The sequence below is a fragment of the Pseudomonas sp. LW8 genome (assembly GCF_041956865.1).
Taxonomy (GTDB): Bacteria; Pseudomonadota; Gammaproteobacteria; order Pseudomonadales; family Pseudomonadaceae; genus Aquipseudomonas; species Aquipseudomonas siliginis.
In genome coordinates, this window is sequence record NZ_CP168138.1 from 4,411,368 (window position 1) to 4,437,814 (window position 26,447).

Annotated in this window: 13 protein-coding genes; 5 read left to right on the forward strand and 8 right to left on the reverse strand. The window is 58.6% G+C overall.

All coding sequences use genetic code 11. The features are described from left to right. Window positions 1-15: 15 nt before the first annotated feature. From AB9L16_RS19925 to AB9L16_RS19935, 3 genes are all read right to left on the reverse strand, one after another. Window positions 16-3,660 carry a Tc toxin subunit A gene (locus AB9L16_RS19925; protein WP_375122588.1) on the reverse strand — a complete coding sequence of 1,215 codons (3,645 nt, stop codon included), beginning with the start codon at window positions 3,658-3,660 and terminating at the stop codon, window positions 16-18. A 150-nt stretch (window positions 3,661-3,810) separates the two neighbouring features. Next, complete coding sequence (locus AB9L16_RS19930; protein ID WP_375122589.1) at window positions 3,811-7,020, reverse strand: hypothetical protein; 3,210 nt, start codon at window positions 7,018-7,020, stop codon at window positions 3,811-3,813. Window positions 7,021-7,212: 192 nt separating this feature from the next. Next, on the reverse strand, window positions 7,213-10,413 hold the full coding sequence (locus tag AB9L16_RS19935) for a hypothetical protein (protein WP_375122590.1): 3,201 nt from the start codon (window positions 10,411-10,413) through the stop codon (window positions 7,213-7,215). A 457-nt stretch (window positions 10,414-10,870) separates the two neighbouring features. Here AB9L16_RS19935 and AB9L16_RS19940 point away from each other — a divergent pair, with 457 nt between their 5' ends. Then, on the forward strand, window positions 10,871-11,248 hold the full coding sequence (locus tag AB9L16_RS19940) for a DUF6124 family protein (protein ID WP_095181454.1): 378 nt from the start codon (window positions 10,871-10,873) through the stop codon (window positions 11,246-11,248). 93 nt (window positions 11,249-11,341) lie between these two features. Here AB9L16_RS19940 and AB9L16_RS19945 read toward each other — a convergent pair whose 3' ends face one another. Beyond that, window positions 11,342-11,701, reverse strand: coding sequence for a PilZ domain-containing protein (locus tag AB9L16_RS19945; protein WP_041479819.1), 360 nt, complete (start codon window positions 11,699-11,701; stop codon window positions 11,342-11,344). A gap of 230 nt (window positions 11,702-11,931) precedes the next feature. After that, entirely contained in the window at window positions 11,932-12,318 is a 387-nt protein-coding gene (locus AB9L16_RS19950; protein ID WP_095181453.1) for a tol-pal system YbgF family protein, read from the reverse strand. Window positions 12,319-12,490: 172 nt separating this feature from the next. On the opposite strand from AB9L16_RS19950, the gene pyk reads away from it, so the two are divergent. Continuing rightward, window positions 12,491-13,942, forward strand: coding sequence for a pyruvate kinase (pyk, locus tag AB9L16_RS19955; RefSeq protein WP_024014116.1), 1,452 nt, complete (start codon window positions 12,491-12,493; stop codon window positions 13,940-13,942). Window positions 13,943-14,112: 170 nt separating this feature from the next. Here the strand turns inward: pyk and AB9L16_RS19960 are convergent, their stop codons facing one another. Genes AB9L16_RS19960 through AB9L16_RS19970 form a run of 3 tightly spaced genes read right to left on the reverse strand, consistent with a single transcriptional unit; the run spans window position 14,113 to window position 16,919 of the window. Further along, window positions 14,113-14,856 (reverse strand): enoyl-CoA hydratase-related protein, encoded by a 744-nt coding sequence (locus AB9L16_RS19960; protein ID WP_056787833.1) that lies wholly within the window; start codon window positions 14,854-14,856, stop codon window positions 14,113-14,115. 28 nt (window positions 14,857-14,884) lie between these two features. Next, the gene (locus tag AB9L16_RS19965) at window positions 14,885-15,820 is read right to left on the reverse strand and encodes an iron-sulfur-binding ferredoxin reductase (RefSeq protein WP_252876807.1); all 936 of its coding nucleotides are present in this window, start codon (window positions 15,818-15,820) and stop codon (window positions 14,885-14,887) included. Next, complete coding sequence (locus tag AB9L16_RS19970) at window positions 15,813-16,919, reverse strand: diguanylate cyclase (RefSeq protein ID WP_041479822.1); 1,107 nt, start codon at window positions 16,917-16,919, stop codon at window positions 15,813-15,815. Before AB9L16_RS19970 ends, AB9L16_RS19965 begins: the two co-directional genes overlap by 8 nt. 570 nt (window positions 16,920-17,489) lie before the next feature. Between AB9L16_RS19970 and AB9L16_RS19975 the strand changes: the two genes are divergently transcribed. The 3 genes from AB9L16_RS19975 to AB9L16_RS19985 all read left to right on the forward strand — a co-directional run bounded on the left by AB9L16_RS19975 (window position 17,490) and on the right by AB9L16_RS19985 (window position 26,417). Next, on the forward strand, window positions 17,490-19,013 hold the full coding sequence (locus tag AB9L16_RS19975) for a fumarate hydratase (protein ID WP_016773454.1): 1,524 nt from the start codon (window positions 17,490-17,492) through the stop codon (window positions 19,011-19,013). 199 nt (window positions 19,014-19,212) lie between these two features. Next, on the forward strand, window positions 19,213-23,694 hold the full coding sequence (locus AB9L16_RS19980) for a SpvB/TcaC N-terminal domain-containing protein (protein WP_375122592.1): 4,482 nt from the start codon (window positions 19,213-19,215) through the stop codon (window positions 23,692-23,694). Then, window positions 23,691-26,417, forward strand: coding sequence for an RHS repeat domain-containing protein (locus AB9L16_RS19985; RefSeq protein WP_375122593.1), 2,727 nt, complete (start codon window positions 23,691-23,693; stop codon window positions 26,415-26,417). The genes AB9L16_RS19980 and AB9L16_RS19985 overlap by 4 nt, the downstream gene beginning before the upstream one ends. The last annotated feature ends 30 nt before the right edge of the window (window positions 26,418-26,447 follow it).

Here is a 26,447-nt window from a genome sequence, read left to right on the forward strand (position 1 = left end):
TGCAACGCCCTGCCGCTACTCCCTGGCAAAGGTAATGGCATGGGGGAATATTCTTTCGCTTTCCCCAGACTGAGAGCGAACGCTGAACACGAATGTGCCGCCCGTCTTGCTTGAGACAAAAACCCGGGTAAGCCCCTGCTGATCAGTGAACCCCTGAGCCGGCCGAATAGTGACGGCATCCATCTTCGCGGGCGGAACGCTCTTGCCGAACCACTCCACGAGCGAGTTTTGTCCGCGGTTTCCGTAGTCGTCCTCCAGCACCGCATACAGTTCTACTTCATGACCGTATTTCACTGTTTCCAAAGGCGTAGGTGAAAGTTCTGCAATAGGGAACGACAACGTAGTGAAGTCGGCAGTTATTTCTATGGGAGGGGCGTATTGCGGCTCGAACAAGTCCAACCAAAGCATTGGCGTGTCGCGGCCCATGACCTTGCCGGGGATAAACTCGGCCAAAAGTGTCCCGTCCGTTCCCGTCGCCTTGTATTCAATGGTGCCCAATGTGGCGCGCCAATAAACATTGACGCCACTCAGCGACTTTCCATTGGCGTCTTTGAGGGTCACTTTATAAGTGACTTTTTCGTCTGGCTTGTTAGCCACGACGGTGCTGTCATCCACCACTTCGCACGTGATTGTGACCAGCCCTTTGACGTCGCCTGGAACATGCACGATCGGGGCACGAGTATCGGACTCGCCGAGCAGGGCATGTTCGGCGGCATCGGCATAGGATTTTTTGTCGACGGTTTCGGGCAGATTACCAATGAGAAAAATCGTTAACGCATCCATGCCGCTCTCGGTGGACAGCGCCAGCACGCGCATCAACAAATCGAGCTGGGGAAGGTTTTTCAACACCTTCAGGTCGGGATCGATGCGGCTCACACATTCGCGCACTTCCTGAACGCTCCAGCCAAAAAAATCGGCCAGTTTGATCGCCGCCGCCTGTTGTGCCAGCCATCTCGCATCTCCGGTGACATCCGGCAATGCGTTGACCTGGCGCAGGTAGTCCAACAGCTTCTGTGGCGGTTGGCCGCTCGAGGCTGAGGCGAGGGCAAAAGCGCGAGTGAGCATGGTCAGGTAATAAAGCGTGCGCACCGTCAACGCATGCTTGTCGTCCTGAACCAGCCAGTCCTTGTAGCCGCTATCCAGATAATCCTGCAACAGCGCCGCGCTTAACCCCAGGGTCGACACCACCTCACTGCGCCGGCGAACTTCAGCCAGTAGATCGAATGATGTGTCGGCAACTCGGGGGCGAGTTCGGCCGCCCCCTTCGCTCCCCGCATCCGCTTGCTCCAGCACATGCAGCAGTAACTGATGCACCGTGACGTCTGCCCAGTTCAGGACCGGCAATGCCTGATCCACGCCAACGCCGGCGTATGCCGCCAGCGTCTCCTTGACCAGCGAAGTCTGCGCATCGCGCATCTGTAAAAACGCGCTGACCATGCTGTCGATGATGCTCTGCCGCAACGCTGGCTCGATCTCACCCAAGGCGCTGTCGACCGCCCAGGCGATTTTTTTATGGACGGAGGCCAGATACATCTCAGCGCTTCCCTCCGGAGGCAGGATCAAACCATGCCCGTCGGTTATCGGCCCCAGGCTGTCGGCGGATGTCGCGAGAAATTCGATCCAGTCCGCGGCCCCGGCTGCCGGAACGCCTGCCATGAGAAACGTACTATTGGACAACTGTGCAGTCGGCAGCAAATTGCGAACCTGCTCGAAAAACTGCTCATCCTGTTCGGATGGATCCTGAGCCGCTGGCGCAGCGACCGCATGCTGCAACACCCACAACACCGGCAGATTGTTTTGCGCGCACCACTGCACGCAACTTTGCATAGCCTCGATCAGTTCCAGCGCATCCGGTGAACCGTCCGGTACATCGTGGATGACAGGAGTACCGGCCAAGCCATTGACCCAGTCATCGCCGCCCAGGATCGATAGCATCAGCACGCCTTCAACCGGAGTGATGTTCAACAGCCGGGCCAGCCTCACCAAACGGTAGAAGCTCGAGATGATCGCTGCGTTGCGCTTCAATTTGTCGGTCAAGCCATGAGCCTTGGCCACAGCGTTCGCCAGCACGTAATAAGTCTGCGGATCAATCGCCAGACCACTGCAGAGCTGGCTGATCGTCAGATCCACCACGCCCGGTATCGGCGCCACCGCAAACTCATCGTTGTCGAGCTTGAAAGGCTCGCGATAACCGGTTTGAAAATTGAACACCTGATCGAATTGCGAGAGCGCTTCACCGCGGCCATAAACCGACAGCTCACCCACAAACACAGCAAAGTCCGCGGCGGTGCATTCGTAGCGCTCGCGCAACGTCTGGAACAACCCAAGCGCATGAACCGCGCCACTGGAGATGTCCATCTCGTTGCTGTGACCTTTCGTTGAATTGCCGCGCCCTGTTGCCCGGATGACCGATGTCAACACTGCGTCCAGCTGTTCGAACGGCAATCCTGTCCAGTTGGCCAGACGCACCATCTGATTCATCCGGGTATAGCGGTTGAACCCGATGAGTTCGTCGGGGTTTGCCGTCATTCGAATGCGAGGCTTGGTTGCAGGATCGAAACCCACCGCCGGCGCAGTACCGTCATTGATGTAAACCGAACCCGAGCGCTCGCTTTCAGGCTGCTTGGGCGTTTCATCCGGGTAGGTCACATTGGCCGAGCGCACGGGAGCAAAGTCGCCGATCGACAGAAGCGCCTCGATCTGTCGGCTGTCGAGCTTGGTGCGCTGACCGAAAAACTCCACCTGATTGAGATTCGAATACATCTCGGTATAGGTACCAAAGTTGTGCGCAAAAAAATCTTCGCGAAGGGCGAAATCCGCACGCGGTTCGGTCAGCAACTGGCGCTGATAAGGGCCAAGCCGCGAGGCATGGGCGAAACCCTGTGCAGTATTGGCACCTCGAGCATTGGCTTGCAGAAAATAGGGATAAGCCAGGTCGACCCGGTGCTCGAAGTCGCCCACCGACAAGTCATGAAACTGCGCGATACCATCAATTGTGACCCAATGCTGGTAATAAGGCAGACCATTGGGGTAGCGGGCTGCGATCAGCGCGTCTTCGATGGATTCGATATCCGTTTGCGCCGCGATGAATTTCTCCAGCACCTCAACGATGATGTCCACAGAAGAGATCGATTGATAAACCGCATTGAAGTCGACCTTCAGTGCCAAGAGATCTGTGCGCCGGTTATGCAGCGAGAAATCGTCTTCCTCTCTGATACCCTCCAGACGGTCACGAACCCAGCGCAACAAGTCGATCAGATACGCCACTGGCGACCAGATGGACTCCAGTGCATCTGGCGGGCACAACGCGGAAAAATCGGTACCGATCAGAGCGTGATAATTGGGACCGTCCACGATCGATAACAAACCGCTGGAGCTGCGCTTTGGCGCGGGCCTGGTGCCCCGCAGCGTCTGCTCGATAAATTGGCGCCGCTGAGACGTGGCTATGCTATTGGCGCCGCGCCAATATTGTTGCGCTTGCTCAACGCTGAGCTGATGCTCTTGGACCATGCATTGAACACCCCTTTCAACCAGTGGATAAATTGATCCACCGTTTTGCAGGTATGTCTCGAGGTTCTGCAGTCCGACGTTCTGTGCTCGTTGTTCCTCGCTGAACAACTCATCGAACAGTTGCAGGGCGGGACGGCGCGAATCAACCATGATCAGATTCCTTTAGGCAACAACTGGCCCGCGCAACCTGACGTCCTTCGTCAGGCTGCACATTCAGTGAGTACGATTGAGCGCTTCGAACGCCGTCAAGTCCACTGTCAGTTCTGACAGTTTTGATAGCCGTTCGTCGGAAGCCGGATTTCAGGAGTCGGCGTGGGGCAAGCGCGCGGCTTCGACTTCAAAACGCGCACTGTCGGCCCAATCGGACATCGTTGCGTCATCCGCCGCGTCAGTCAGCGTCTGCCGGAATCGGTACCAGTTGCCCGCCAGAGGCAGTGCCCTTGTCGCCGCCCCGCGCCAGTGCTCATCGACCACGGGTACCTGAGCCAGCCACTGAACATCCGGGTTGTACCAACTCACGATGGCGCCCACGCCCGTACGGCCCTTGCCGCTGAACTGCACTGGATGACTGACCCAACGTCCGGCTGCAGGCCCGTCGAGCACAGGTCGGAAAGTACCCAGAATGACCGAGCGCAGGGTTTCAAATGATTCGAACCCGTCCAGAGATGCGACTGCCTCGAGCCGGTAAAGCCCCCCGCCGAGCAGACTTGCATCGAGCATCACTGACCAGGTGCGATTTTCCTGCACGACGGCGCTTGCCGGCTCGGAACGCGCGGCACCTACCAGCGTCACCGTAACCGTATCGCCCGGCACGCCAAAACCGCACACCACCACCTGCTGCCCGATGGCATCGCCCTCGATCGGGGTTTCAATGAAGGGTGCCGCTGGCACAATGTCAAAGTGCAGCGGCTCGCTGTCTTTCGACTCTTGTAGTTTGCCGCTTTCATCCATGAAACTTTGCCGGGCCCAGATCGTTTTGCTGCCCACCGGCAACGTCACTTCGGCTTGCCAATTGCCCGCCCAATCCACAATGACATCACTGAGCAGAGGTTCGGCAAGCCCTTGCAGACAGACGTCGACAACCCCGCCCCTCATGCCCGTACCCTTGAGCAACGCGGTTCGTGGCAACTTGCCGTGTTGTATCGGCTGGAGAAATTCTGGCGGCAGCAGCACCACCGTCAATTCATGCTCGTCACTGTGTAGCGAAGGTCGACCGTCCAGTGTCTGCTGGGCGTCAAAGGTGTAGAGCCTGAATTGCTCGAGGCTCAGGTCAATCGACCAGTCGCCATCCTGGCTCAATATTTTCGGATCGCCCAAGGGACGATCAAACTGCTTGTCGCGCAGTTGCAAAGTGGCGCCCACCATCCCCATCGTGCCCTCGACCGTTACAGCACGACCGACTTCCGAGCCGTCCGGCGGCTGGGTAATCACTGGCGTGACCATCGCTCTCCTGACAATGAAGGTCGTGGACGTCGGCTGCGAAGTTTGCTGCGCGGCGACTTGGGTTACCGTGACGGTATGTGTGATATCCAGGGCAAATTCTTTGTCGCGCCTGAACTGCCACGTGTCAGCACTGACGATGCCCTTGTGCACAATGCCGCTTTCGTCGCTGTACTCAATGTTCACGGTTGCACCCGGCCAGCACGTGCCGCTGAACCTGGGCGAAAGTCCGTCATCCTCAGGCTCGTTCAGGCCAGGTGCCTGCGGCGGGATGGTGACTTTGAGGACAAACCAGTTTGGCGACTGGTGACCGTCGAGAAATTGCTTTATGTGTACTTCACGTTCGAAAGAGGGTCCCCAAACGCTCGAGGCCTGGGTGGACCACCGCCCGCCGACGACCTCCACTTCAGGCGCTTCAAGATATGGGCTATTGGGCCTGCGTGGCTGTACCAAGGCTCTGTTGAAACCTTTGCCGCTGAAGGTCGGTTGGTAGTCGTTGGTGAATTGCACATCACTGACATCGGGGAGGATATTTTTTACTTCGAAGGTCAGCGGCAGCGAGTCGATCCAGCCGCTGGCGTTGTCGGCAATTTTTTGAATGACAGAGACGTTGTAGGTACCCAAAGGCCACTGCGCTGCGGTTTCCCAGATGCCTCCCGGCATCACTTCAGCATTTGCAGGCGCGGGAACTTGCACCGCGCCCCCGCTGACGGTGAACTGGATTTCAGATTTGAGATCGCGATCGTAATAACCGTTACCGGCAAAGGTCACCGTGGTCCCGGAGATGGTGACGTTGGGCTGTTTCAGAGTGGGGGGGCGAATCCTGAAGGCTTGTGGTGCACTGCGTCCGGACGACACGTCATCCAGATCCTGTTCGACGACCAGGCTGATCGGCCCTGGCGGCACTTTGATCATCCCCTCCCACGCCCCGTCTGCATTGCTAACGACTTCCCAACCACGAACAGGATCATTCGTCAGATCAAAAAATGCTCTCAATCGCGCCCCAGCCAAGCCGTTGCTTCCTGTCAGAAGGAAGTCTTGTCCATAAACTGTTCCCGCAGGTGGCTCGGATATTAACGGCAGCCCCATGACTCTGAAAGTTATGGCATCGGTATAAAAATGATTGATATTGGGTGATTTAAGTTGGGCGACAACCGAGAACGTCCCGCTGCCAGAGACCTTTATTGCCGGAGCCTCCCAAGTCGTATCGGACTTTCCGACAGTAATAACCTCACTCCAGTTTTCATAATGATCCAAATGCCCAACCACTCTGATAACAGTACACGGCGCAGCCATACCTCTGAAACAAACCAGATCCTTTGCCAACACCAAAGCATTAGCTGCCGGGAAAGTAATTCGAGCGCGGTAGACTGTTACATAAGCCGTCCGCTCGGACACCTTACCGGCGTACATTTGATATGCTTGAAAACTTAGAGAATTCTTGTTGTCTGCCACGGTGACGGGCACTGACCAAGGATCGTAGAAAGCCTCTTCTGCCCCAATCGTACCGCGCCCATCATCCAAGACAACAGTATAACGGTATATTGCTCCCGTGCCCTTGACAGCGAAAGTTGAAGATGTGAAGTTTCGGATTGCATTGATAGTTGGTACAGGCATCCGATAATTGGCAACCTTGTAGGTTTTCAGAACCGGATCGCTTGCGTTACCCACATCATAAATATAATCAAACCCCACTGTTACGTTTCTCTGATTGGCGATAATCGTTTCTCGATAGGGTTCATCAAGATCAATCCACTCACCGGTCTGGCGAGCACTGCCCGTCAGTTCTCTTACATCACCTTCACCGCTAACCAAAGAAAGATAGAATTTTACATTCCCTTCATAACGTCGATTCTCTTTTGCTCTGTACGCTGACACGATGCAAGTAAATGTCGAACCATCGTAGGAGTAGGCATAGCTCACTCGAAGCTGCGCCCACCTACCGTCTTCTTCCGCGTGAAGCTCATGGGTTACAAATGTCACATCCGTTCCGATCTCCTCAGCGCAGACTACCTCTTGTTTCGGGGGCAAGCTGTCGGAAGGATCTTTAATACCATCATCTTGTTCCATGGCCGGATCTCAGAAAGGGCAAGGTGGCTGATTGATGCAACAGGTAAATTCATTGAATACCGGTGCCTCACATCGCCACACCTGTAAAACCTGACAGTCCCGACCAGCGGTAACTATTCCACGCCTTAGTATCCTTGCGTCCTTCAGCCATTAAACGCGACTGCATCAGCTTGCGTCGTTGCCACACATCACTCAGAGTTCACCAGCTTGTACACCTGAATAACGCCGCCCGGCAGAGCTGATAAGACGTACGGCTTCGACTTCAAAACGCGCGCTGTCGGCCCAATCAGACATCGTTGCGTCATCCGCCGCGTCAGTCAGCGTCTGCCGGAATCGGTACCAGTTGCCCGCCAGAGGCAGTGCCCTTGTCGCCGCCTCGCGCCAGTGCTCATCGACCACGGGTACCTGAGCCAGCCACTGCACATCCGGGTTGTACCAACTCACGATGGCGCCCACGCCCGGACGGCCCTTGCCGCTGAACTGCACTGGATGACTGACCCAGCGTCCGGCTGCAGGCCCGTCGAGCACAGGTCGGAAAGTACCCAGAAAGACCGAGCGCAGGGTTTCAAATGATTCGAACTCGTCCAGAGATGCGACTGCCTCGAGCCGGTAAAGCCCCCCGCCGAGCAGACTTGCATCGAGCATCACTGACCAGGTGCGATTTTCCTGCACGACGGCGCTTGCCGGCTCGGAACGCGCGGCACCGACCAGGGTCACCGTAACCGTATCGCCCGGCACGCCAAAACCGCACACCACCACCTGCTGCCCGATGGCATCGCCCTCGATCGGGGTTTCAATGAAGGGTGCCGCTGGCACAATGTCAAAGTGCAGCGGCTCGCTGTCTTTCGACTCCTGCAGTTTGCCGCTTTCATCCATGAACCTCTGCCGGGCCCAGATCGTTTTGCTGCCCACCGGCAACGTCACTTCGGCTTGCCAATTGCCCGCCCAATCCACAATGACATCACTGAGCAGAGGTTCGGCAAGCCCTTGCAGACAGACGTCGACAACCCCGCCCCTCATGCCCGTACCCTTGAGCAACGCGGTTCGTGGCAACTTGCCGTGTTGTATCGGCTGGAGAAATTCTGGCGGCAGCAGCACCACCGTCAATTCATGCTCGTCACTGTGTAGCGACGGTCGACCGTCCAGTGTCTGCTGGGCGTCAAAGGTGTAGAGCCTGAATTGCTCGAGACTCAGGTCAATCGACCAGTCGCCATCCTGGCTCAATATTTTCGGATCGCCCAAGGGACGATCAAACTGCTTGTCGCGCAGTTGCAAAGTGGCGCCCACCATACCCATCGTGCCCTCGACCGTTACAGCACGACCGACTTCCGAGCCGTTCGGCGGCTGGGTAATCACTGGCGTGACCATCGCTCTCCTGACAATGAATGTCGTGGACGTCGGCTGCGAAGTTTGCTGCGCGGCGACCTGGGTCACCGTGACGGTATGTGTGATATCCAGGGCAAATTCTTTGTCGCGCCTGAACTGCCACGTGCCAGCACTGACGATGCCCTTGTGCACAATGCCGGTTTCGTCGCTGTACTCAATGTTCACGGTTGCACCCGGCCAGCACGTGCCGCCGAACCTGGGCGAAAGTCCGTCATCTTCAGGCTCGTTCAAGCCAGGGGCCTGCGGCGGGATGGTGACTTTGAGGACAAACCAGTTTGGCGACTGGTGCCCGTCGAGAAATTGCTTTATGTGTACTTCACGTTCGAACGAGGGTCCCCAAACGCTCGAAGCCTGGGTGGACCACCGCCCGCCGACGACCTCCACTTCAGGCGCTTCAAGATATGGGCTATTGGGCCTGCGTGGCTGAACCAAGGCTCTGTTGAAGCCTTTGCCGCTGAAGGTCGGTTGGTAGTCGTTGGTGAATTGCACATCACTGACATCGGGGAGGATATTTTTTACTTCGAAGGTCAGCGGCAGCGAGTCGATCCAGCCGCTGGCGTTGTCTCTGATCTTCTGGACGGCGTTGATTTTATAGGTGCCAAATTTCCAGCCCGTTACGGTGGTGCTCCAAGTGCCGTTGCGCTGTACTTGTGCATTTGGAGGCGCGACCGGCATTGGGTCGGCTGGACTTTCGAGGATAGTGAACTCGATTTCGGTTCTGAGCTTCTCGTCGAAATGTCCGGTGCCGGAAAATGTGATCGTTTCATTGGCTTGCGTGTATGTGACCGTCGGCTTGCCCGTGCGTACCCGTATGCCGAAGGGTTGGCTGGTCAGTGATGTCGTTCCCAAATAGGTATGCGTGCCGACAATTGAATGCGGACCAGGTGTCAGCGTGAAAGATGCAGACCATGCGCCTGTGGCGGCATCGGTTGGGGTGCTGATTTGAGCTTGGGTGTTTTCCGAACGCACAGCAACAGCACTGGAGATCCCGGCGACGACAGTGCCTGTGAACGTCGATGTCATGTCCACCGTCTGCGTCAATCCAGGAGACGTTATTCGAGGGGGGTCAATAACATAAAAATTTCGTTGGACTGACGGCACAGATGTTGCGCCATCGTATCTTTGACTGGCGACTAGAGAATAATTTTTGCCGAATGCAAACTTATAAGTGCTGGTACCACCCCATGACCCATCAATTTCGATCTTTGCGTAGGCCAATACTTTGATCGATGTGTCTTTGATGTAAACATCAACTCTTGTCAACTCTTGGTACAGACCGCCTGTACCCGCAAATTGCGGCGTTTGTGTACTTATAACCTGCGGCAACGGCCTGAGCGTTACAGGCTTGAGTACGGTCAGTGACGCTTTCCCCGCGTAGCGCCCCTGCGTATTTCCATACTCCTCACGGATGATGAAATCCTGTAAACCCTGGGGGACATTATCAAGGAGCGTGACAGTCCAATTTCCGTAGCCATTGGTAATGGCCGTTGTGCTCAGTACAGTGCCTGAATTGGGACGCACAAGCGTGATTTTGCTGCCTTTACCGGCGAGGCCTGGAACCGTTGTAGTCACAGTACGATTGCTAGCAATGCGAGCAGCCTTTCTGACCAGCAAAGTCCGCGGTGTCCACCTTGACCATTGATCAATGTAATCCCATCTTCCATCAACTCTGACTTGCAGGTCACTCTCGGGAAGGTCTTCGACTCGAATACTGTGCCAGACGCCCCCCAACCATGCACTTTCAGTGATACGTCGGTAGTAATTATCGGCTCCGTGAAAATCCAGATGAACGTTGTGATAACGGCCATCGTTTACCGGTATACGAAACTTGAAGTCCATCGTGGTATCTACTAACAGTGACTCGGAGCCGGCCTCATACTCCAAATCCGCGACCAGGATTCCCGGCTCTTCGGAAATCGGATCATCGGATTTTTGGGAAGGGCGATGGTCCTCAGGAAACGGGCCATCTTCTGGAGGATTGGAGCCTGGGTTCTCATGGTCGGACATGATCGAGCTTCCTTATACCGTCGGTACCTGGGTGCCTCATTGAAGAACCGTAAGCACGAAATGACACCTGTAAAACCTGACAGTCCCGATCAGCGGTAACTATTCCCACGCTGCAACATGCAGACGTCCTTCAGTCATTAACACGCGGCTACATCGGCTTGCGCCGTTGCCTACACATCACTCAGAATCCGCCGGCTTGTGCGCTTTGAAGCTGCCCCGTAACTTGATCCGTGCCGCTGCCAATCAGTGGTCGGGTTTAGTCGCCCGGGGGTTTGTCATCAAGGTGTATAAGCGTCATCCAGTCGGGTAATCCCTATCCCCGCACTCGATGGTGGCTGTACGCAGGGCGCTTCGGCGCGCCGGTTTTTGGTGATACCCCCGGTCGACTAACCTGCGTCCAGCCGCCACCCTTTCGTTTAGTCGCGAGGGGTGAAGGCCCCAACCAAGGGTTATCACCATGATCAAACCAACACCCAATCCCCCCGAAATCGAAGACTCGACCTCCCCCTACGCTTCCCCCGATTCCACCAGACTCCACGAGGCCGCTGAAAAAGCCCTCGATCACTACCTGAAAAAACCCGCCGCTGCGCCGTCGTGCAATTCCGTCGATCGCGGCATGCAGATGTTCATGGTCGCGCCCGACATCAACCCCGAAGCGATGGCCATTCAAACCTACGAAACCTTTTCTTCGGTCAGCATTCTGCTGCTCGACCTGGCGGACAGCCTCGAGGACAAGCCGCGACATCTGGCGATGGCGATCTATCAGTTGAGCGAGATGGGCCTATTGCTGGCGGAAAAGGCGCTGGATCAGGAGCGGGCGATCGCGGTGGCGTGACGTAAAAATCAAAAGATCGCAGCCTTCGGCAGCTCCTGCATTTGGAATGCGCTCCCCCTGTAGGAGCTGCCGAAGGCTGCGATCTTTTGCTGTTCAGGCAGAAGCGGGCAACGGCTGAAAACTGAAATACTGCTTCAGCGCCAGCACCAGTTGGCCGAACTCCGGGGGAGCGCGGCGCAGGATGAAACCGGCGTCGTAATGCAGCGGCGTGGCGTCTTCATGGCACCACACGCAACAGGCGCTGAAATCGATGACTTGCTGGCTGCCATCGCGGGCGGGGACCTTGAGGCGTAACTGAAAATCCACCCCGATCATCATCGGCAACTGGCTGATCAGCATCAGCCCGTCCGTAGACACATTGCCGAGAAAGCCGACGGGTTTGTCGGTGACGCTGTTGAACACTCTGAGGTAATACGGCAATTGATGCCGTTCGATCCGGCGGTCGGTAAACATGATGTGCTGTTCGCCATGCAGGGCTCCGTCACGGAGCCGCACCTGTGCTTCGGAACGAACCTGTGCGACAGGCCCGCTCTCCCCGCTTCCGGTGTGACGGTCGCGACAATCGCCGTCACCTTGTAACTGCCAGTCGCAGGTGTTGCGCCGTTATCGAGACACGGCTCGAAACGGTTTCCTTGACTATAGCGGAGCTTGTACAGACGGCCAGATTTTGTACGAAAACCGCGTCAGAAGCGCGTCGGCCGAACCACCGCAGCGGCGCTGCGTGTCGGGTAATGGCCCAGGCTCTGCAACGTTTCCAGACGCGCGCGGGCGCGGTAGGCGTATTCGCTGTTGGGGTACGAAGCGATAATGAACTGGTAGGTCTGCACCGCGTCGATGTAGAGCTTCTGCCGTTCCAGGCACTGACCGCGCATCATCGACACTTCCGGCCACACGTACGGGCGGGCGCGGCTGGCGCGTTCGACCTTGGACAGTTCGAGCATGACCTGCTCGCAGTTGCCGCGTTCATAGGCGCTGTAGGCGTTGTTCAAATGGTGGTTCATCGACCAACGGGTGCAGCCCGTCGCGGCGAGGGCGCTGAGGGCAAGGGCGGCAATGGGCAACAATCGCATGGGGGTTCTCCTGTCTTGTGCTCTGTATCGACCCCAGGTCGGAAAACTTCAGACGCGCTGGTCGCAAAGTTGCCGCGTTCAATAAAGAAAACGATAAGTAGTGCATTCGAACAATGACTACACCCTTCGAGCATAGTAGCCTCTGCCTGCGCTTGAACTCAGGAGTCTTTGCATGTCCGTCCGTCGTACCAAAATCGTCGCTACCCTTGGCCCGGCCAGTAACTCGCCGGAAGTTCTCGAACAGCTGATTCTGGCTGGTCTGGACGTCGCCCGTCTGAACTTCTCCCACGGCACCCCCGACGAGCACAAGGCTCGCGCGAAGCTGGTGCGTGACCTCGCTGCCAAGCACGGCCGCTTTGTCGCCCTGCTCGGTGACCTGCAAGGCCCGAAAATCCGTATCGCCAAATTCGCCAACAAGAAGATCGAGCTGAAGATCGGTGACAAGTTCACCTTCTCCACCAGCCATCCGTTGACCGAAGGCAACCAGCAGGTGGTCGGCATCGACTACCCGGATCTGGTCAAGGACTGCGGCGTGGGCGACGAGCTGCTGCTCGACGACGGCCGTGTGGTGATGCGCGTTGAAACCGCCACCGCCACTGAACTGCATTGCGTGGTGACCATCGGCGGCCCGCTGTCCGACCACAAAGGCATCAACCGTCGCGGTGGTGGCCTGACTGCCCCGGCCCTGACTGAAAAAGACAAGGCCGACATCAAGCTCGCCGCCGAAATGGAAGTCGACTACCTCGCCGTATCCTTCCCGCGCGACGCCGCCGACATGGAATACGCCCGTCAACTGCGTGACGAGGCCGGCGGCACTGCCTGGCTGGTGGCGAAGATCGAACGCGCCGAAGCCGTGGCCGACGACGAAACCCTCGACGGCCTGATCAAGGCCTCCGACGCGGTGATGGTTGCCCGTGGCGACCTCGGTGTGGAAATCGGCGATGCCGAACTGGTGGGCATTCAGAAGAAAATCATTCTGCACGCACGTCGCCACAACAAGGCCGTGATCGTCGCGACGCAGATGATGGAGTCGATGATCCAGAACCCGATGCCGACCCGCGCCGAAGTGTCCGACGTGGCCAACGCCGTGCTCGATTACACCGACGCCGTGATGCTCTCGGCCGAATCCGCCGCTGGTCTCTACCCGCTGGAAGCCGTGCAGGCGATGGCGCGCATCTGCGTCGGCGCCGAGAAACACCCGACCGGCAAGACCTCCAGCCACCGCATCGGCAAGGAATTCAGCCGCTGCGACGAGAGCATCGCGCTGGCGACCATGTACACCGCCAACCACTTCCCGGGCGTCAAAGCGATCATCGCGTTGACTGAAAGCGGCTTCACCCCGCTGATCATGTCGCGTATCCGCTCCTCGGTGCCGATCTACGCGTTCACCCCGCACCGCGAAGCCCAGGCCCGCGCAGCAATGTTCCGTGGCGTCTACACCATCCCGTTCGACCCGGCCTCGCTGGAACCGCACGAAGTCAGCCAGAAAGCCATCGACGAACTGACCAAGCGCGGCGTCGTGGAAAAAGGCGACTGGGTCATCCTGACCAAGGGCGACAGCTACCACACCACTGGCGGCACCAATGGCATGAAGATCCTGCATGTCGGTGATCCGCAGGTCTGAGTGACCGGCAGCTGAAACGCAAAAGCCCCGCCATGTGAATGGCGGGGCTTTTTTGCTTATGATTCAACAGATATTTTGTCTGGTAAGGCCCTTTTGCGAGCAGGCTCGCTCCCACACTTGAAATGCAATCTCCTGTGGGAGCGAGCCTGCTCGCGAAGGCGTCTTGACACTCAGCGAAAGAACCCGCTCAACGCCGCCACCGCCTCTGGCGAACGCAGCCGCTGGGTAAACAATGCGCCCTCCTCCTCGATCACTTTGCGCAGCAGCTCGCGATCGGGCGCTCGCATCAGTTGCTTGCTGATGTGCACCGCTTCGGCCGGCAGCTCATCAAAACGCAGCGCCATTTCCCGGGCCTTGCTCAACGCAGCCGCGCCACTGTCCAGCGCGTCTGTGGCAATTCCCCATTGCGCAGCCTGTGCGCCGCTAAAGCCTTCGCCGAGCAATAACAACTCAGCCGCTTTCGCTTGCCCGAGCAAACGCGGCAGGATCAGGCTGGAGCCGAATTCCGGGCACAATCCGAGGTTGACGAACGGCATGCGCAGCCGGGCGTCGCGGCTGACATAGACCAGATCGCAATGCAGCAGCAGGGTCGTGCCGATACCCACCGCAGCACCGGCCACGGCGGCGATCACCGGTTTGCGGCATTCGAGCAGATTGAGCATGAAGTGAAACACCGGGCTGTCGAGGTCGCTCGGCGGTTGTTCGATGAAGTCGGCGATGTCATTGCCGGCGGTGAAGCACTCGGCGCTGCCGCTGATCAGTACGGCATTGATTTCGGGGTCGCTGTCGGCCTGTTTCAGTGCTTCGGCGAGGCGGCTGTACATGGCGCGCGTCAGGGCGTTTTTCTTGTCCGGGCGGTTGAGGCGCAGGGTCAGCAAACCGCGTTCGCGTTCCAGCAGGATGGCTTCGGTCATGGCGTGTCTCGCGTCTGAAAATCAGCGCTCAACCACGGCTCACAAACACGTCGGCCAGCAGTTGATTGCGCGGCAATCCGGCCAGGTACAGACGCTTGGCGAATGCGTCGACACTGGTCGTCGAGCCGCAGACTAAGGCCAGGGTCTGCCGGGAAACAAGGCGCAGTTGCGCCAAAGCGGCGGCCGAGTCGGCCGCTGCCCACAGCTCGACACTGAGGTTTTCGCGCTGCGCGGCCAGTGCGGCAAGGGGTTTGGCCAGATAGTGTTCGCGTTCGTCATGGGCCAGGTGAATGACGCGGATGGCGCCTTGGTGATCCTCACGCAAGGCCTCACGCAGCACCCCGAACAACGGACCCAAACCAGTACCGGCAGCCAGCAGCCAAAGCGGCCGGGCGTGCCAGTCCGGATCGTAATGCAAGGCACCGCCGCGCAGTTCGCCGAGGCGGATCGAGTCGCCGATCTGCAGCTGGCGTGCGGCATCGATGAATTCGCCGGGCTGGCGGCAATCGAGGTGAAACTCGAGGAAGCGGTCTTCTTGCGGCAGGCTCGCCAGCGAGTAAGGGCGGGCGATGTGGCCGATCCACAACACCAGATGCTGGCCGGCGCTGTAGCGCAATGGCCGCTGCGGGGTCAAGCGCAGGCGCAGAACGCTGTCGCTGAGCCAATCCAGCGCTTCGACCACGGCCGGGCGGCCGTCGCTGATCGGGTCGAAGGTGTGTACCTGCAAGTCTTCGACCACCTGACACTGACAAGCCAGGCGCCAACCGTCCTGACGTTGCTCGGCACTCAAGGCATCCGGACGATTGTCGGCGGGCAGGCCCTGGATGCATTGCACCAGACAGGCATGGCAACTGCCGGCGCGGCAGCTGTAGGGCACGGCGACGCCGTTCTGATTGAGACTCTCGAGCAGGTTGCTGCCCGCCTCAACCGTCCACTGCCGATCACCGACGCGCAATTCAGGCATCAATGTTCTCCCACGCGGCGGCACAACGATTGCGCCCGTCACGCTTGGCCCGATACAGCGCCTGATCGGCACGCTGCAACGCCTCATCCAGATCATCGCCAACGGACAGCAGGGTCATGCCCGCCGACAGGCTCAGGTTGCGCACTTGCAGGCCCATCAATTCCACCTCACTGAAGGCGATGCGCAAACGCTCGCAACACGCGGTCAGGCGTTCGGCATCGCAGTCGGGCACCAGCACGACGAATTCCTCGCCACCATAACGCGCCAGCACGTCACCGTCGCGCAGACAGGCTTGCGCCACCCCGGCAAACGCCTGCAATACCTGATCGCCGGCGGCGTGGCCGTGCAGGTCGTTGATGCGCTTGAAGTGGTCCAGATCGATCAGCGCCAGCCCGTGCATCACGTCGCTGTCCAGCGCGTTCAGCTCGCGGGAAGCGATGCGCAGGAAATGCCGGCGATTGAACAGCCCGGTCAGTTCGTCGGTGGCGACCAGATCTTCAAGCTGGCGCATCATCCCGCGCAGGGTGTCCTGATGCGCCTGCAAGGCAAACCGGCGCTGGCGCTGACGTTGTCGGGAAACCTGGACAAAACGTGCGTAAAGCACCAGCCACGCCAAGACCATCGCCAGAATGCACACCTGCAACGCTGCGAGCGCAGGCTCGGCCAAGCGGAAGTGGTAGGCGTCCCACAGGGTAATCGCGGAAAAACTGAAGAACACCAACAGCGCACAGCGGATGAACACCCGTCGGGTGAGATGGAACAGGCCAAACAGCAGAATCAGCACATAGAACACCAGAAACGCACCGCGCGCCTCGTCGACATGGGCGATCAGCCACGTCTGCCAGCCCAGACCCATCAGCACTTGCGCTTCGGTCAGGCTGGGGTCGGCGAAGCGCTGGTTGCGCCCGCTCCAGAACATCGCGAAAAGGCTCGCCTGACTGATCACCACCAGCGCGCTGCCGATGGCCACGCCACTGAGCGATTGCTGGTAATGCCCGGTGAAAAACGCCAGCCACAGCAGCAGCAGAGCCAATCCGTAGGTGGCCGCAGCGAGGGCGAAGCGTTTGAGCAAAAGGCGTTGAATGGCGTTATGGGTCAATCGTTGACTCACCGTGCGATAGGAGGCTGACCGAGTGTCCTACTCTACAGACCGGATGCCACTTTAGAGGGCCGGTCGCTAAATGACCACCGATTTTCGGGCTCGAAAATTGACGTCAAAAGTGTGGCCCACTGACACCGCCAAAAGCCCCTCACCCTAGCCCTCTCCCAGAGGGAGAGGGGACTGACCGGGTTGTTTATCCGAGTTACACCGACTTCAAACATCGCGCCGAACTCGAGTCTGGAAACGGCACAAAACAGCTTCATTTTCCTGAGCCGGACTTAGTTTTTGAACAAGATGAAGATCGGCTCCCTTTCCCCCTCGCCCCATCTGGGGGAGAGGGCTGGGGTGAGGGGGGCGATCCTGAAGTGCAAACCCGCTGTCCGATATTCGCCCACCCATGCGACCAACGAATGACTGCCGGCGCGTGTACGCCCCACCGAGGCGCGGTATACTGCCGCGCCTTTTTAGCGTCGCGCCAGCAGCCCCGGCGTGCCAGAGGATCAGCTGTGAGCCGAAAGCCTCAAGCTGCCCCATAGAATGTTCCCGTGTTTCAGAGGAGCGCGACTCATGACCGTGATCAAGCAAGATGACCTGATTCAGAGCGTTGCCGACGCCCTGCAGTTCATTTCCTATTACCACCCCGTGGATTTCATCCAGGCGATGCACGAAGCCTACCTGCGCGAAGAGTCGCCAGCGGCCCGTGATTCGATGGCGCAGATCCTGATCAACTCGCGCATGTGCGCCACCGGCCATCGCCCGATCTGCCAGGACACCGGTATCGTCACCGTGTTCGTCCGTGTCGGCATGGATGTGCGCTGGGATGGCGCCACCATGGGCCTGGACGACATGATCAACGAAGGCGTGCGTCGCGCCTACAACCTGCCGGAAAACGTCCTGCGTGCCTCGATCCTTGCCGACCCGGCAGGCGCTCGCAAGAACACCAAGGACAACACCCCGGCGGTGATCCACTACTCCATCGTCCCGGGTAACACCGTGGAAGTGGACGTGGCGGCCAAGGGCGGCGGTTCCGAGAACAAGTCGAAAATGGCCATGCTCAACCCGTCCGACTCGATCGTCGACTGGGTCTTGAAAACCGTGCCAACCATGGGCGCCGGCTGGTGTCCGCCGGGCATGCTCGGCATCGGCATCGGCGGCACCGCCGAGAAAGCCGCGGTGATGGCCAAGGAAGTGTTGATGGAATCCATCGACATTCACGAGCTCAAGGCCCGTGGCCCGCAGAACCGCATCGAAGAAATGCGTCTGGAACTGTTCGAGAAGGTCAACCAGTTGGGTATCGGCGCCCAGGGCCTCGGTGGCCTGACCACCGTGCTCGACGTGAAGATCATGGATTACCCGACCCACGCCGCATCCTTGCCGGTGTGCATGATCCCCAACTGCGCCGCCACCCGTCACGCACACTTCGTGCTCGACGGTTCCGGCCCGGCCTCGCTGGAAGCGCCACCGCTGGACGCCTACCCGGAAATCGTCTGGGAAGCCGGCCCGTCGGCGCGTCGTGTCAACCTCGACACCCTGACCCCGGAAGACGTGCAGAGCTGGAAGCCGGGCGAAACCGTGCTGCTCAACGGCAAGATGCTCACCGGTCGCGACGCCGCGCACAAGCGCATGGTCGAGATGCTGAACAAGGGTGAAACCCTGCCGGTGGATCTGAAAGGTCGTTTCATCTATTACGTCGGCCCGGTTGATCCGGTCGGTGACGAAGTGGTTGGCCCGGCGGGTCCTACCACCGCAACGCGGATGGACAAGTTCACCCGCCAGATCCTCGAGCAGACCGGCCTGCTGGGCATGATCGGCAAGTCCGAGCGCGGCCCGACCGCGATCGACGCGATCAAGGACAACAAGGCTGTGTACCTGATGGCAGTCGGCGGCGCTGCGTACCTGGTTGCGCAAGCGATCAAGAAGTCCAAGGTGCTGGCATTTGCCGAGCTGGGCATGGAAGCGATCTACGAGTTCGAGGTCAAGGACATGCCGGTCACCGTAGCGGTGGACAGCAAAGGTGAGTCGGTACACATCACTGGCCCGGCGATCTGGCAACAGAAGATCAGCGAAAGCCTGGCGGTAGAAGTGCAGTAAGCCTCTGGCGTCATCAAAACGGCCGGTGCATCCGCAAAGATGCCCCGGCCGTTTTTGCTTGTTCAAACCAATCGCGATAACAGAATTTCCCATGCACAGAAAATGATCTTGCGCACCTGTCAGATCTGACAGGTCCATCTCCGGCCCACTCCTGTTAGCGTCTATCCATACGCCCTATGTAGCGCGAATGGACTCGACCATGGCCGATCAAGACCTCAGCATCACAGCTCCTTCCATCGCCAAAAGCTCATCGATCGCCACCATCGGCAAAAGCTGGAGCGCCGTCGGGCCGACCGCCTCGGCTGGATGCGAATTGCTGATCCCGCTATCGAGCGGTCGTGGCTACGACCCGCAAATACCCTTGGCAATCAACAGCCAGAGCGGTAACGGTCCGTTTGGCCTTGGTTGCCACCTGGGCCTGAGCCAGATCAGTCGCCGCACCAACAAAGGTGTTCCACGTTATACCGAGCACGATGAAATCATCGGGCATGACGGCGAGGTGTGGATGCCGGAGCTCGATGATGCCGGAGACTTGAAGTCGCGCACGGAACACAGCTACAGAGACCGCCCCATTCCCGAACACAACGTCGTGTCTTACCGGGCGCGGATCGAAAGCGATTTTTCCCTGCGCGAATGCTGGCATCCGGCTGACGGTGGAGCCCCCTTCTGGCTGGTCCACGGTGCCGACGGCACGTTGCATGTCTACGGCAAAACCAGCGCCTCACGCCGTGCCGACCCCGACGACGAATCGCGCATCAGTAGCTGGCTGCTGTGTGAAAGCATGAACGCCCATGGCGAACACATCTGCTACGAGTACAAGCCCGACGATCAGCCTGACGAGCACGATCCGATTCACGACTACCGCGCCCAGCGCTATCTGCGCCGGGTGTGTTATGGCAATGCCACGGCGAGCGACCGTCTCTATAGCTGGGACACCGACCGGCCGACGGATTTGCCTTGGCATTTTCAACTGGTGTTCGATTACGGCGAACGCAGCAGTTCGCTGACGGAGACCCCGAGCTACGAAGAAGTGAACCGCTGGCGGCTGCGACCGGATCCGTTTTCCACCTATGGCCAGGGTTTTGAACTGAGCACCCGCAGGCTGTGCCAGCAAGTGTTGATGTTTCATCACTTCCCCGAAGGGCTGGCGACAGAGGCGAAGCTTGTACGTCGCCTGCTGCTGGAATATCGACCTATCCAGAACTCTGCTCCGTGGGCCTACAGCCAGATCAGCGCGGCGCACTATCAGGCCTTCGATGCGCAAGGCAATGTCGAGCATTCACCGCCGCTAGAGTTCGAATACTCGCCCTTCGAGATCAACAAGACACCTGCACGCCTGTTGGAAAACGAGACTCAACCGGGCATCGAAGACGGCGGGTTCTACCAATGTGTCGATCTGTATGGCGAGGGCGTGCCGGGTTTTCTCTGCCGCTATGACAACGCCTGGTACTACCGCGAGCCGCTGCGCGCGGCGCCTGGTACCGAACTGATCGGTTACGGCCCATGGGCTCTGCTGGACAAGATCCCGGTGGCAGATCGTAACCGCGCCGTGGCGCAACTGCTGGATCTGACCGGCGATGGGCGCCTGGACCTGATCATCGCCCGGTTGGGTTACTGCGGGTTCCATGCGCTGAATGCGCAGCGACAATTCGAATTGTTCAGCGCGTTCGACACGTTTCCCCGGGAACACCAGGATCTGACTTTGACCATGGGGGATTTCAGCGGGGACGGCCTGATGTCAGCGGCCAGCATCAGCCACGATCGTGTGAGGCTCTATGCCAGCCTGCGCGAAAAAGGCTTCGCCGCCGCACAGGAAATCCCCCATGCATACGAAGACGACCGTCTGCCGGTATTCAGCAACTCGCGAACCGAACTGGTGCTTCTGGGCAATCTGCTCGGCAGCGACATGCCCGAGCTGTGTCGCATCCGCCATGACGAAGTCCGCTGTTGGCCGAATCTTGGTCATGGCAAATTCGGTCAAGGTCGCAAGATCAGTGCCCTGCCCTTCACCTACGACGAATTCGACGCCGCACGAGTGCGCCTGGCCGACCTCGATGGCTCCGGCGCGCCCGCGCTGATCTATCTGCGATCCGAAGGATTCGACATTTACCTGAACCGGGGCGGCAACGGTCTGGAGCAGATTCCCGTCAGCGTGCCGTGGCCCGAAGAGGTGCGCTATGACCGCTTGTGCCAGGTCAGTTTCGCCGACCTGCAAGGCCTCGGTTGCGCCAGCCTGATTCTGACGGTGCCGCATATCCAGCCTCGGCATTGGCGCTACGATTTTGTTGCAGCCAAGCCCTATCTGCTGGTCAACAGCAACAACAACATGGGTTACTCCAGCAGCGTGACTTATCGCAGTTCGGCTCAGGAATGGCTGGATGAAAAGGAGCGGCTGCTGGCACTTGCGCGTGCACCGGTATGTCATCTGCCGTTTCCGCTGCCCGTGGTGAAGAAACAGGAGCAACACGACGAGATCACCGACAACCGGTTGACCCAGTCATTCACCTGGCGCGAAGGGTTCTACGACGGCAGGGAACGGGAATTTCGCGGGTTCGGCTATTTGCAGCAACTTGACTGCGAGATTGGAGCCGATCCTTCAGAGCCTGGCTTCAACGAGCCGGTGCAAACATGCACCTGGTTTCACAACGGGCAGGAAATGAATCGTTCCCGCGAGGATTATTTCACCGCGGACGTGGACGCCTGCCCGTTGGGCGAAACCCTGTTCAGTCGTTATCACCCCAAAGGTGAAATCGATGAGCCTGTCACCCCGGAAGATGCCGACAGTCGCTACCGGATTGCGCAGGCACTGGTCGGCTCGGTCGCCCGAACGGAGACCCTTGCCTACCAGGAAGATTCGCAGGTACCTGGCGCTGCCAAGCTGTACTCGGTAGAGGAAAAGCGTTATCTGGTGCGCGAGGTGCGGCCCCAGGGGCCATATGCCGCAGCCGTTCTGCTGCCCCTTCAGGTTGAAGCAATCAGTTATCAGTACGACGGCTTTATCAATGACCCGCTGTGCCGCCACGATGTCAGCCTGCGCTGGGACGCTTATGGCGCCGCGACCCATGCACTGACGGTGAGCTATGCGCGCAGGTTGACCGCCCAGAGCCCGCCACCCTTCACCGAGGACCACCTGAATCAATGGTGGTCCGACGCTCACGACGAGGCGCAGCAATACTTTTACATCAGTGAGACCCGTGCGCGTCTGATCAATCTGCCAGAGCCGCAGCAATGGCGACTGGGCTTGCCCTATCAGGAACGGGGCGATGCGCTGAAATTGGCCAAAGGTACGCTACCCGGCGAGCTGAACCCGGCACAGGTGTCTTTTGAATCCTTGAGAACGCTGCAGGATTCGCAAGAATGGGCCATCGAACGGGTACTGACTTCCCAATCCATACAGCACTATGTGGACGTAGAGGGTATTGAACTGGAAGACGGCGTCGCCGGATTCGAAGCCCTGCCGCATTCTCTGGAGCTTGCCCTGCTGGACAAGACCGCGCTGGACGCTTACAGCATTGTGCCGGATCTGAACATTCGCGAGGCCCTCAAGGCAATTGGTTACTCGCCCATGCCGATGCTGTTCGAAGCGACGCCGAGTGAGGAACAAGATCTTTGGTCGTCGCGGTTCAATCTGGCTCGGTACGGCGACTTGCAAGCGTTCTATAAAGTGCTCGATTTCAACGAAACGCCAAGCCATGGCGTGACCAAAGCCGAATACGATCAACACTGGCTGACGGTCATGCGCATGGAGTTGCCCGACGGTTGTGCCGTGCAGGTCGCGGAATTCGATTACCACGCCCTGAAACCCAAGCGAATCACCGACGCCAACGACAACACTGAAGAAGTCATCCATGAGCCTTCCGGTCAGCCGCTGGTCATCAGCTTTCACGGTACCGAGAATGGCCAACCTGCCGGATTCGACAAGCTGACCGATGACTGGACCTTGCCGGCCCCCAGTCCGGAACAGGCCATCCAGTATCCGGAGGACACTGTAAAAAACGCAGCCAGCACCCTGCACAAAAACCTGTTCAGTTGGATGGGCCTGATACCCGCCTCCACGCTTCAAACCCTGTCAATCAAGCAGGGCGATCTGTTGCCCGGCGGGCAGATCCGCGCCAGCGCACGTCGCCGGCTCGCGCAAAGCCTCAATCTGACGCCTGAAGACCAGCAATTGCTCGAGGCCATTGAACTGGCGTACCGAGAGCCGGTACACACCGTGGTGCTCAGTGCCGACCGCTATCCCTACGACACCGTCAAGGCACAGATCCAGATCGTCAAAACCTGCATCGATGGCTTTGGTCGGGTACTGCAAACCCAGCAGAAGGTCGACCCCGGACTGGCTTATGTGGTGGGTGAGGATGGTCAATTGCTGATCGAAGAAGGTGAGCAACCGACGCAGACACGCTGGCGTATCAGCGAACGCGTCGAATACAACAACAAAGGTCTCGCGCAGCGCCAATACCGGCCGTTTTTCGCTAACACGCACCGCTACGTCAATGATCAATCGCTGCGCCAACTCGGGCTCTTCGATCAGCTGTTCTATGACGCAACGGGACGTCCGATCAAGCTGATCAACGCCAAGGGCGACTTTTCCCGCGAGACGTATCATCCCTGGTATCACACCAGCGAAGACTTCAACGACACCGCTGAAGAGGTGGTGTCTACGCGTGGGTCAGGCGCATGAGCGCCTCCACACATTGGCGCACGCCTTCGCTGACCGTCAGCGACGGACGTGGCCTGCCAGTCCGTCAGGTCGCTTATTTGCGTACCGTGGCGGGCGACACGCCTAGCGCACTCGTGACCCGCCAGCACCACGATGTCGCCGGGCGCCTGGTCGCGCAACAGGATCCGCGCCTGCCGATCGCGAACACAACTACCGTGTTTTCGCTGAACGATATCGCCGTGTTTACCAACAGCCGGGATAGCGGCTGGCGCCTGCTGCTGCCGGGCAGGGCCGGGGAGCCCGGACACCGCTGGGACGCGCGCGGCCATGTCTGGCAATCGACCTTTGACGGGCAATTGCGCGTGGTGCAGCTCGAAGTGTCGGGAAACGGCGAAAATCAGCTCGATACCTTCACTTACGCCCCCGGCTCCGCCGGAGCAGACTCCAACCTGCGCGGCCGGTTGATCCGGCAGACAGATCCGTCAGGCTCGCTGGATATCACCAGCTATGCCCTCACCGGACAGACACTGGTGGAAAAGCGCACATTTGATGATCACCAAGCGTTCACCAGCCATCAGGTGTTCAGTCCGCTTGGCGCCGTGCTTGAACAGACCGACGCCGGCGGCCATCGCAGAACCTCGCGCTATGGTCTTGCCGGGCAACTCAGGCAAATGCACTTGCAAGTGAAGGCAAACATCACGCAAGTCCTGGAGGATGCGCACTACAACGCCAATGGCCAGCTCATCGAGCAAGAGGACGGCAACGGTGTGCTCAGCGAATGGACCTACGATCCAGCCGACGGACGCTTGCGCACCCGGATCAGCCATAAGCCCGGCCAACCCGCATTGCAGGATCTGCAATATTTCTACGATCGCGTCGGCAATATCATCCGCATCGAAGACCACGCCTTCGAGCCCACCTGGTTCGCCAATCAACGGGTCGACGGCCACCGTGAATTCAGCTACGACTCCCTGTATCGCCTGATCCGCGCGACCGGTCATGACGACGCCCTGCCCCCGGACATTCCCGGCCTGCCGCGACCGCCCGACGAGCGAAACCGCCTCAATTACACCCAGACGTATAGCTACGACGATGGCGGCAATCTGGCCGAGTTGCGTCATCAGCGCGACGGCAACAGTCGTACCCGCACGATGTGCATCGACCAGAAAAGCAATCGCGGGGTGCGTTGGCAAACAGGTGACGAGCCGCCGGACTTCGACATCTGGTTCGACCCGCACGGCAATCAACGCAAGCTGCGCCACGGTCCGTCATTGCACTGGAACAGCCGTGACGAGCTGGAGCGCGTGGATCTGGTTATCCGTCAGGACAGCGATAACGATGCCGAGTATTACCAGTACAGCGCGGGCCAGCGGGTCCTCAAATGTCATGAATGGTTCACCGACAAGGTCCGCCACTTCCACCAGGTGCGTTACCTGCCAGGGCTGGAAATCCGCAGCAAAGACAACGGCGAAGAGCTGCACATCATCAGCCTCGGTAACGCGCGCTGCCTGCATTGGGCGCAACGTTCAGCGCCGATAGACGACCAGATGCGCTACACCCTCGAAGACCACCTAGGCTCTTGCGTGATGGAGCTCAATGAAGACGCTGTGGTCACCAGCGCAGAAGGCTATTACCCGTTCGGCGAAACCGCATGGATGGCCCCGGAATCGGAAATCGAATACCGCTTCATCCGTTATTCCGGCAAGGAAATGGATGTCAGCGGTTTGTATTACTACGGCGCCCGTTATTACGCGCCGTGGTTGCAGCGTTGGGTCAGTGCTGATCCGGCGGGGGATGTGGATGGGTTGAACCTGTATGGTTTTGTCGGTAACAACCCGATTCTGTTCATCGATAACGACGGTAACAAAAAAGACTTACCGTCTGACGTCAGACAGGACATCGCGACCTACGCAAAAGTCCTGGATAACCTGGGCAATGAGCTGCAAACGTACAATCGGCAATTGAACGGACTGTTCAGCGCTACGGACATTTCCAAACGCATGGCCATAAACACAGGCTTCAACATTGGCAAGGGAGTTGCCACCACGACAGCAGGGAAAGGCGGCGAAGCACTTGGGACGCTGATATTGCCCGGAGTCGGGACATTTATCGGAGGGATTGTCGCCTCAAAAATCTCCGGCGCGGCAATGGACAAACTCGGCGAAATTACAACTGTTTCCACTCCCGTCCTGCCCGATGCCAAAAAACTGAATCCCGAGAGCATTCACAGCAACGCCACAACGAGCATTTTAACCCCTCTGAGATACGCAAAAAAAATAGCCAGATCTTATGATCCTCGGACTTCCGAGGGAGCAAATAAGCTGATCGGAACAGTAGCCGAGAAAACGCTCAGCAAGTTTGCGCAGGTACCCGCTGCGAGTGACATGATGGCCATTGCTTACGCGGGGAAGGACACAGCCACAGCGCTGGCCGGTTTAAGGGATATCGAAATTGATGACCTCGAGACAGCGTTGGGTTTGATTATCGACATGCTTGAACAGGACCAAAGCGACATCAATGCGGCTTTCAGTGAAATCGGAGTCAACGAGTTTTATGACCAAGGCCTGGTGGGCTCATTCGGTTTTGCGCTGGATCTTGCAAAAGGTAGCGTCGGAACCCAGAACTCCAGCTCAATCAGCCGGGATCGGATCAAGAAAGAAATTTCCGTGCGCATGGCTGAAGCAAGGCGCGGTATTGAGTTGATTGGCAGGTATCGCCAATACAGCGGTCAAAAGACGGCGTAAACAAGTTCGCCTACCTTCAGGCAGTTTTGC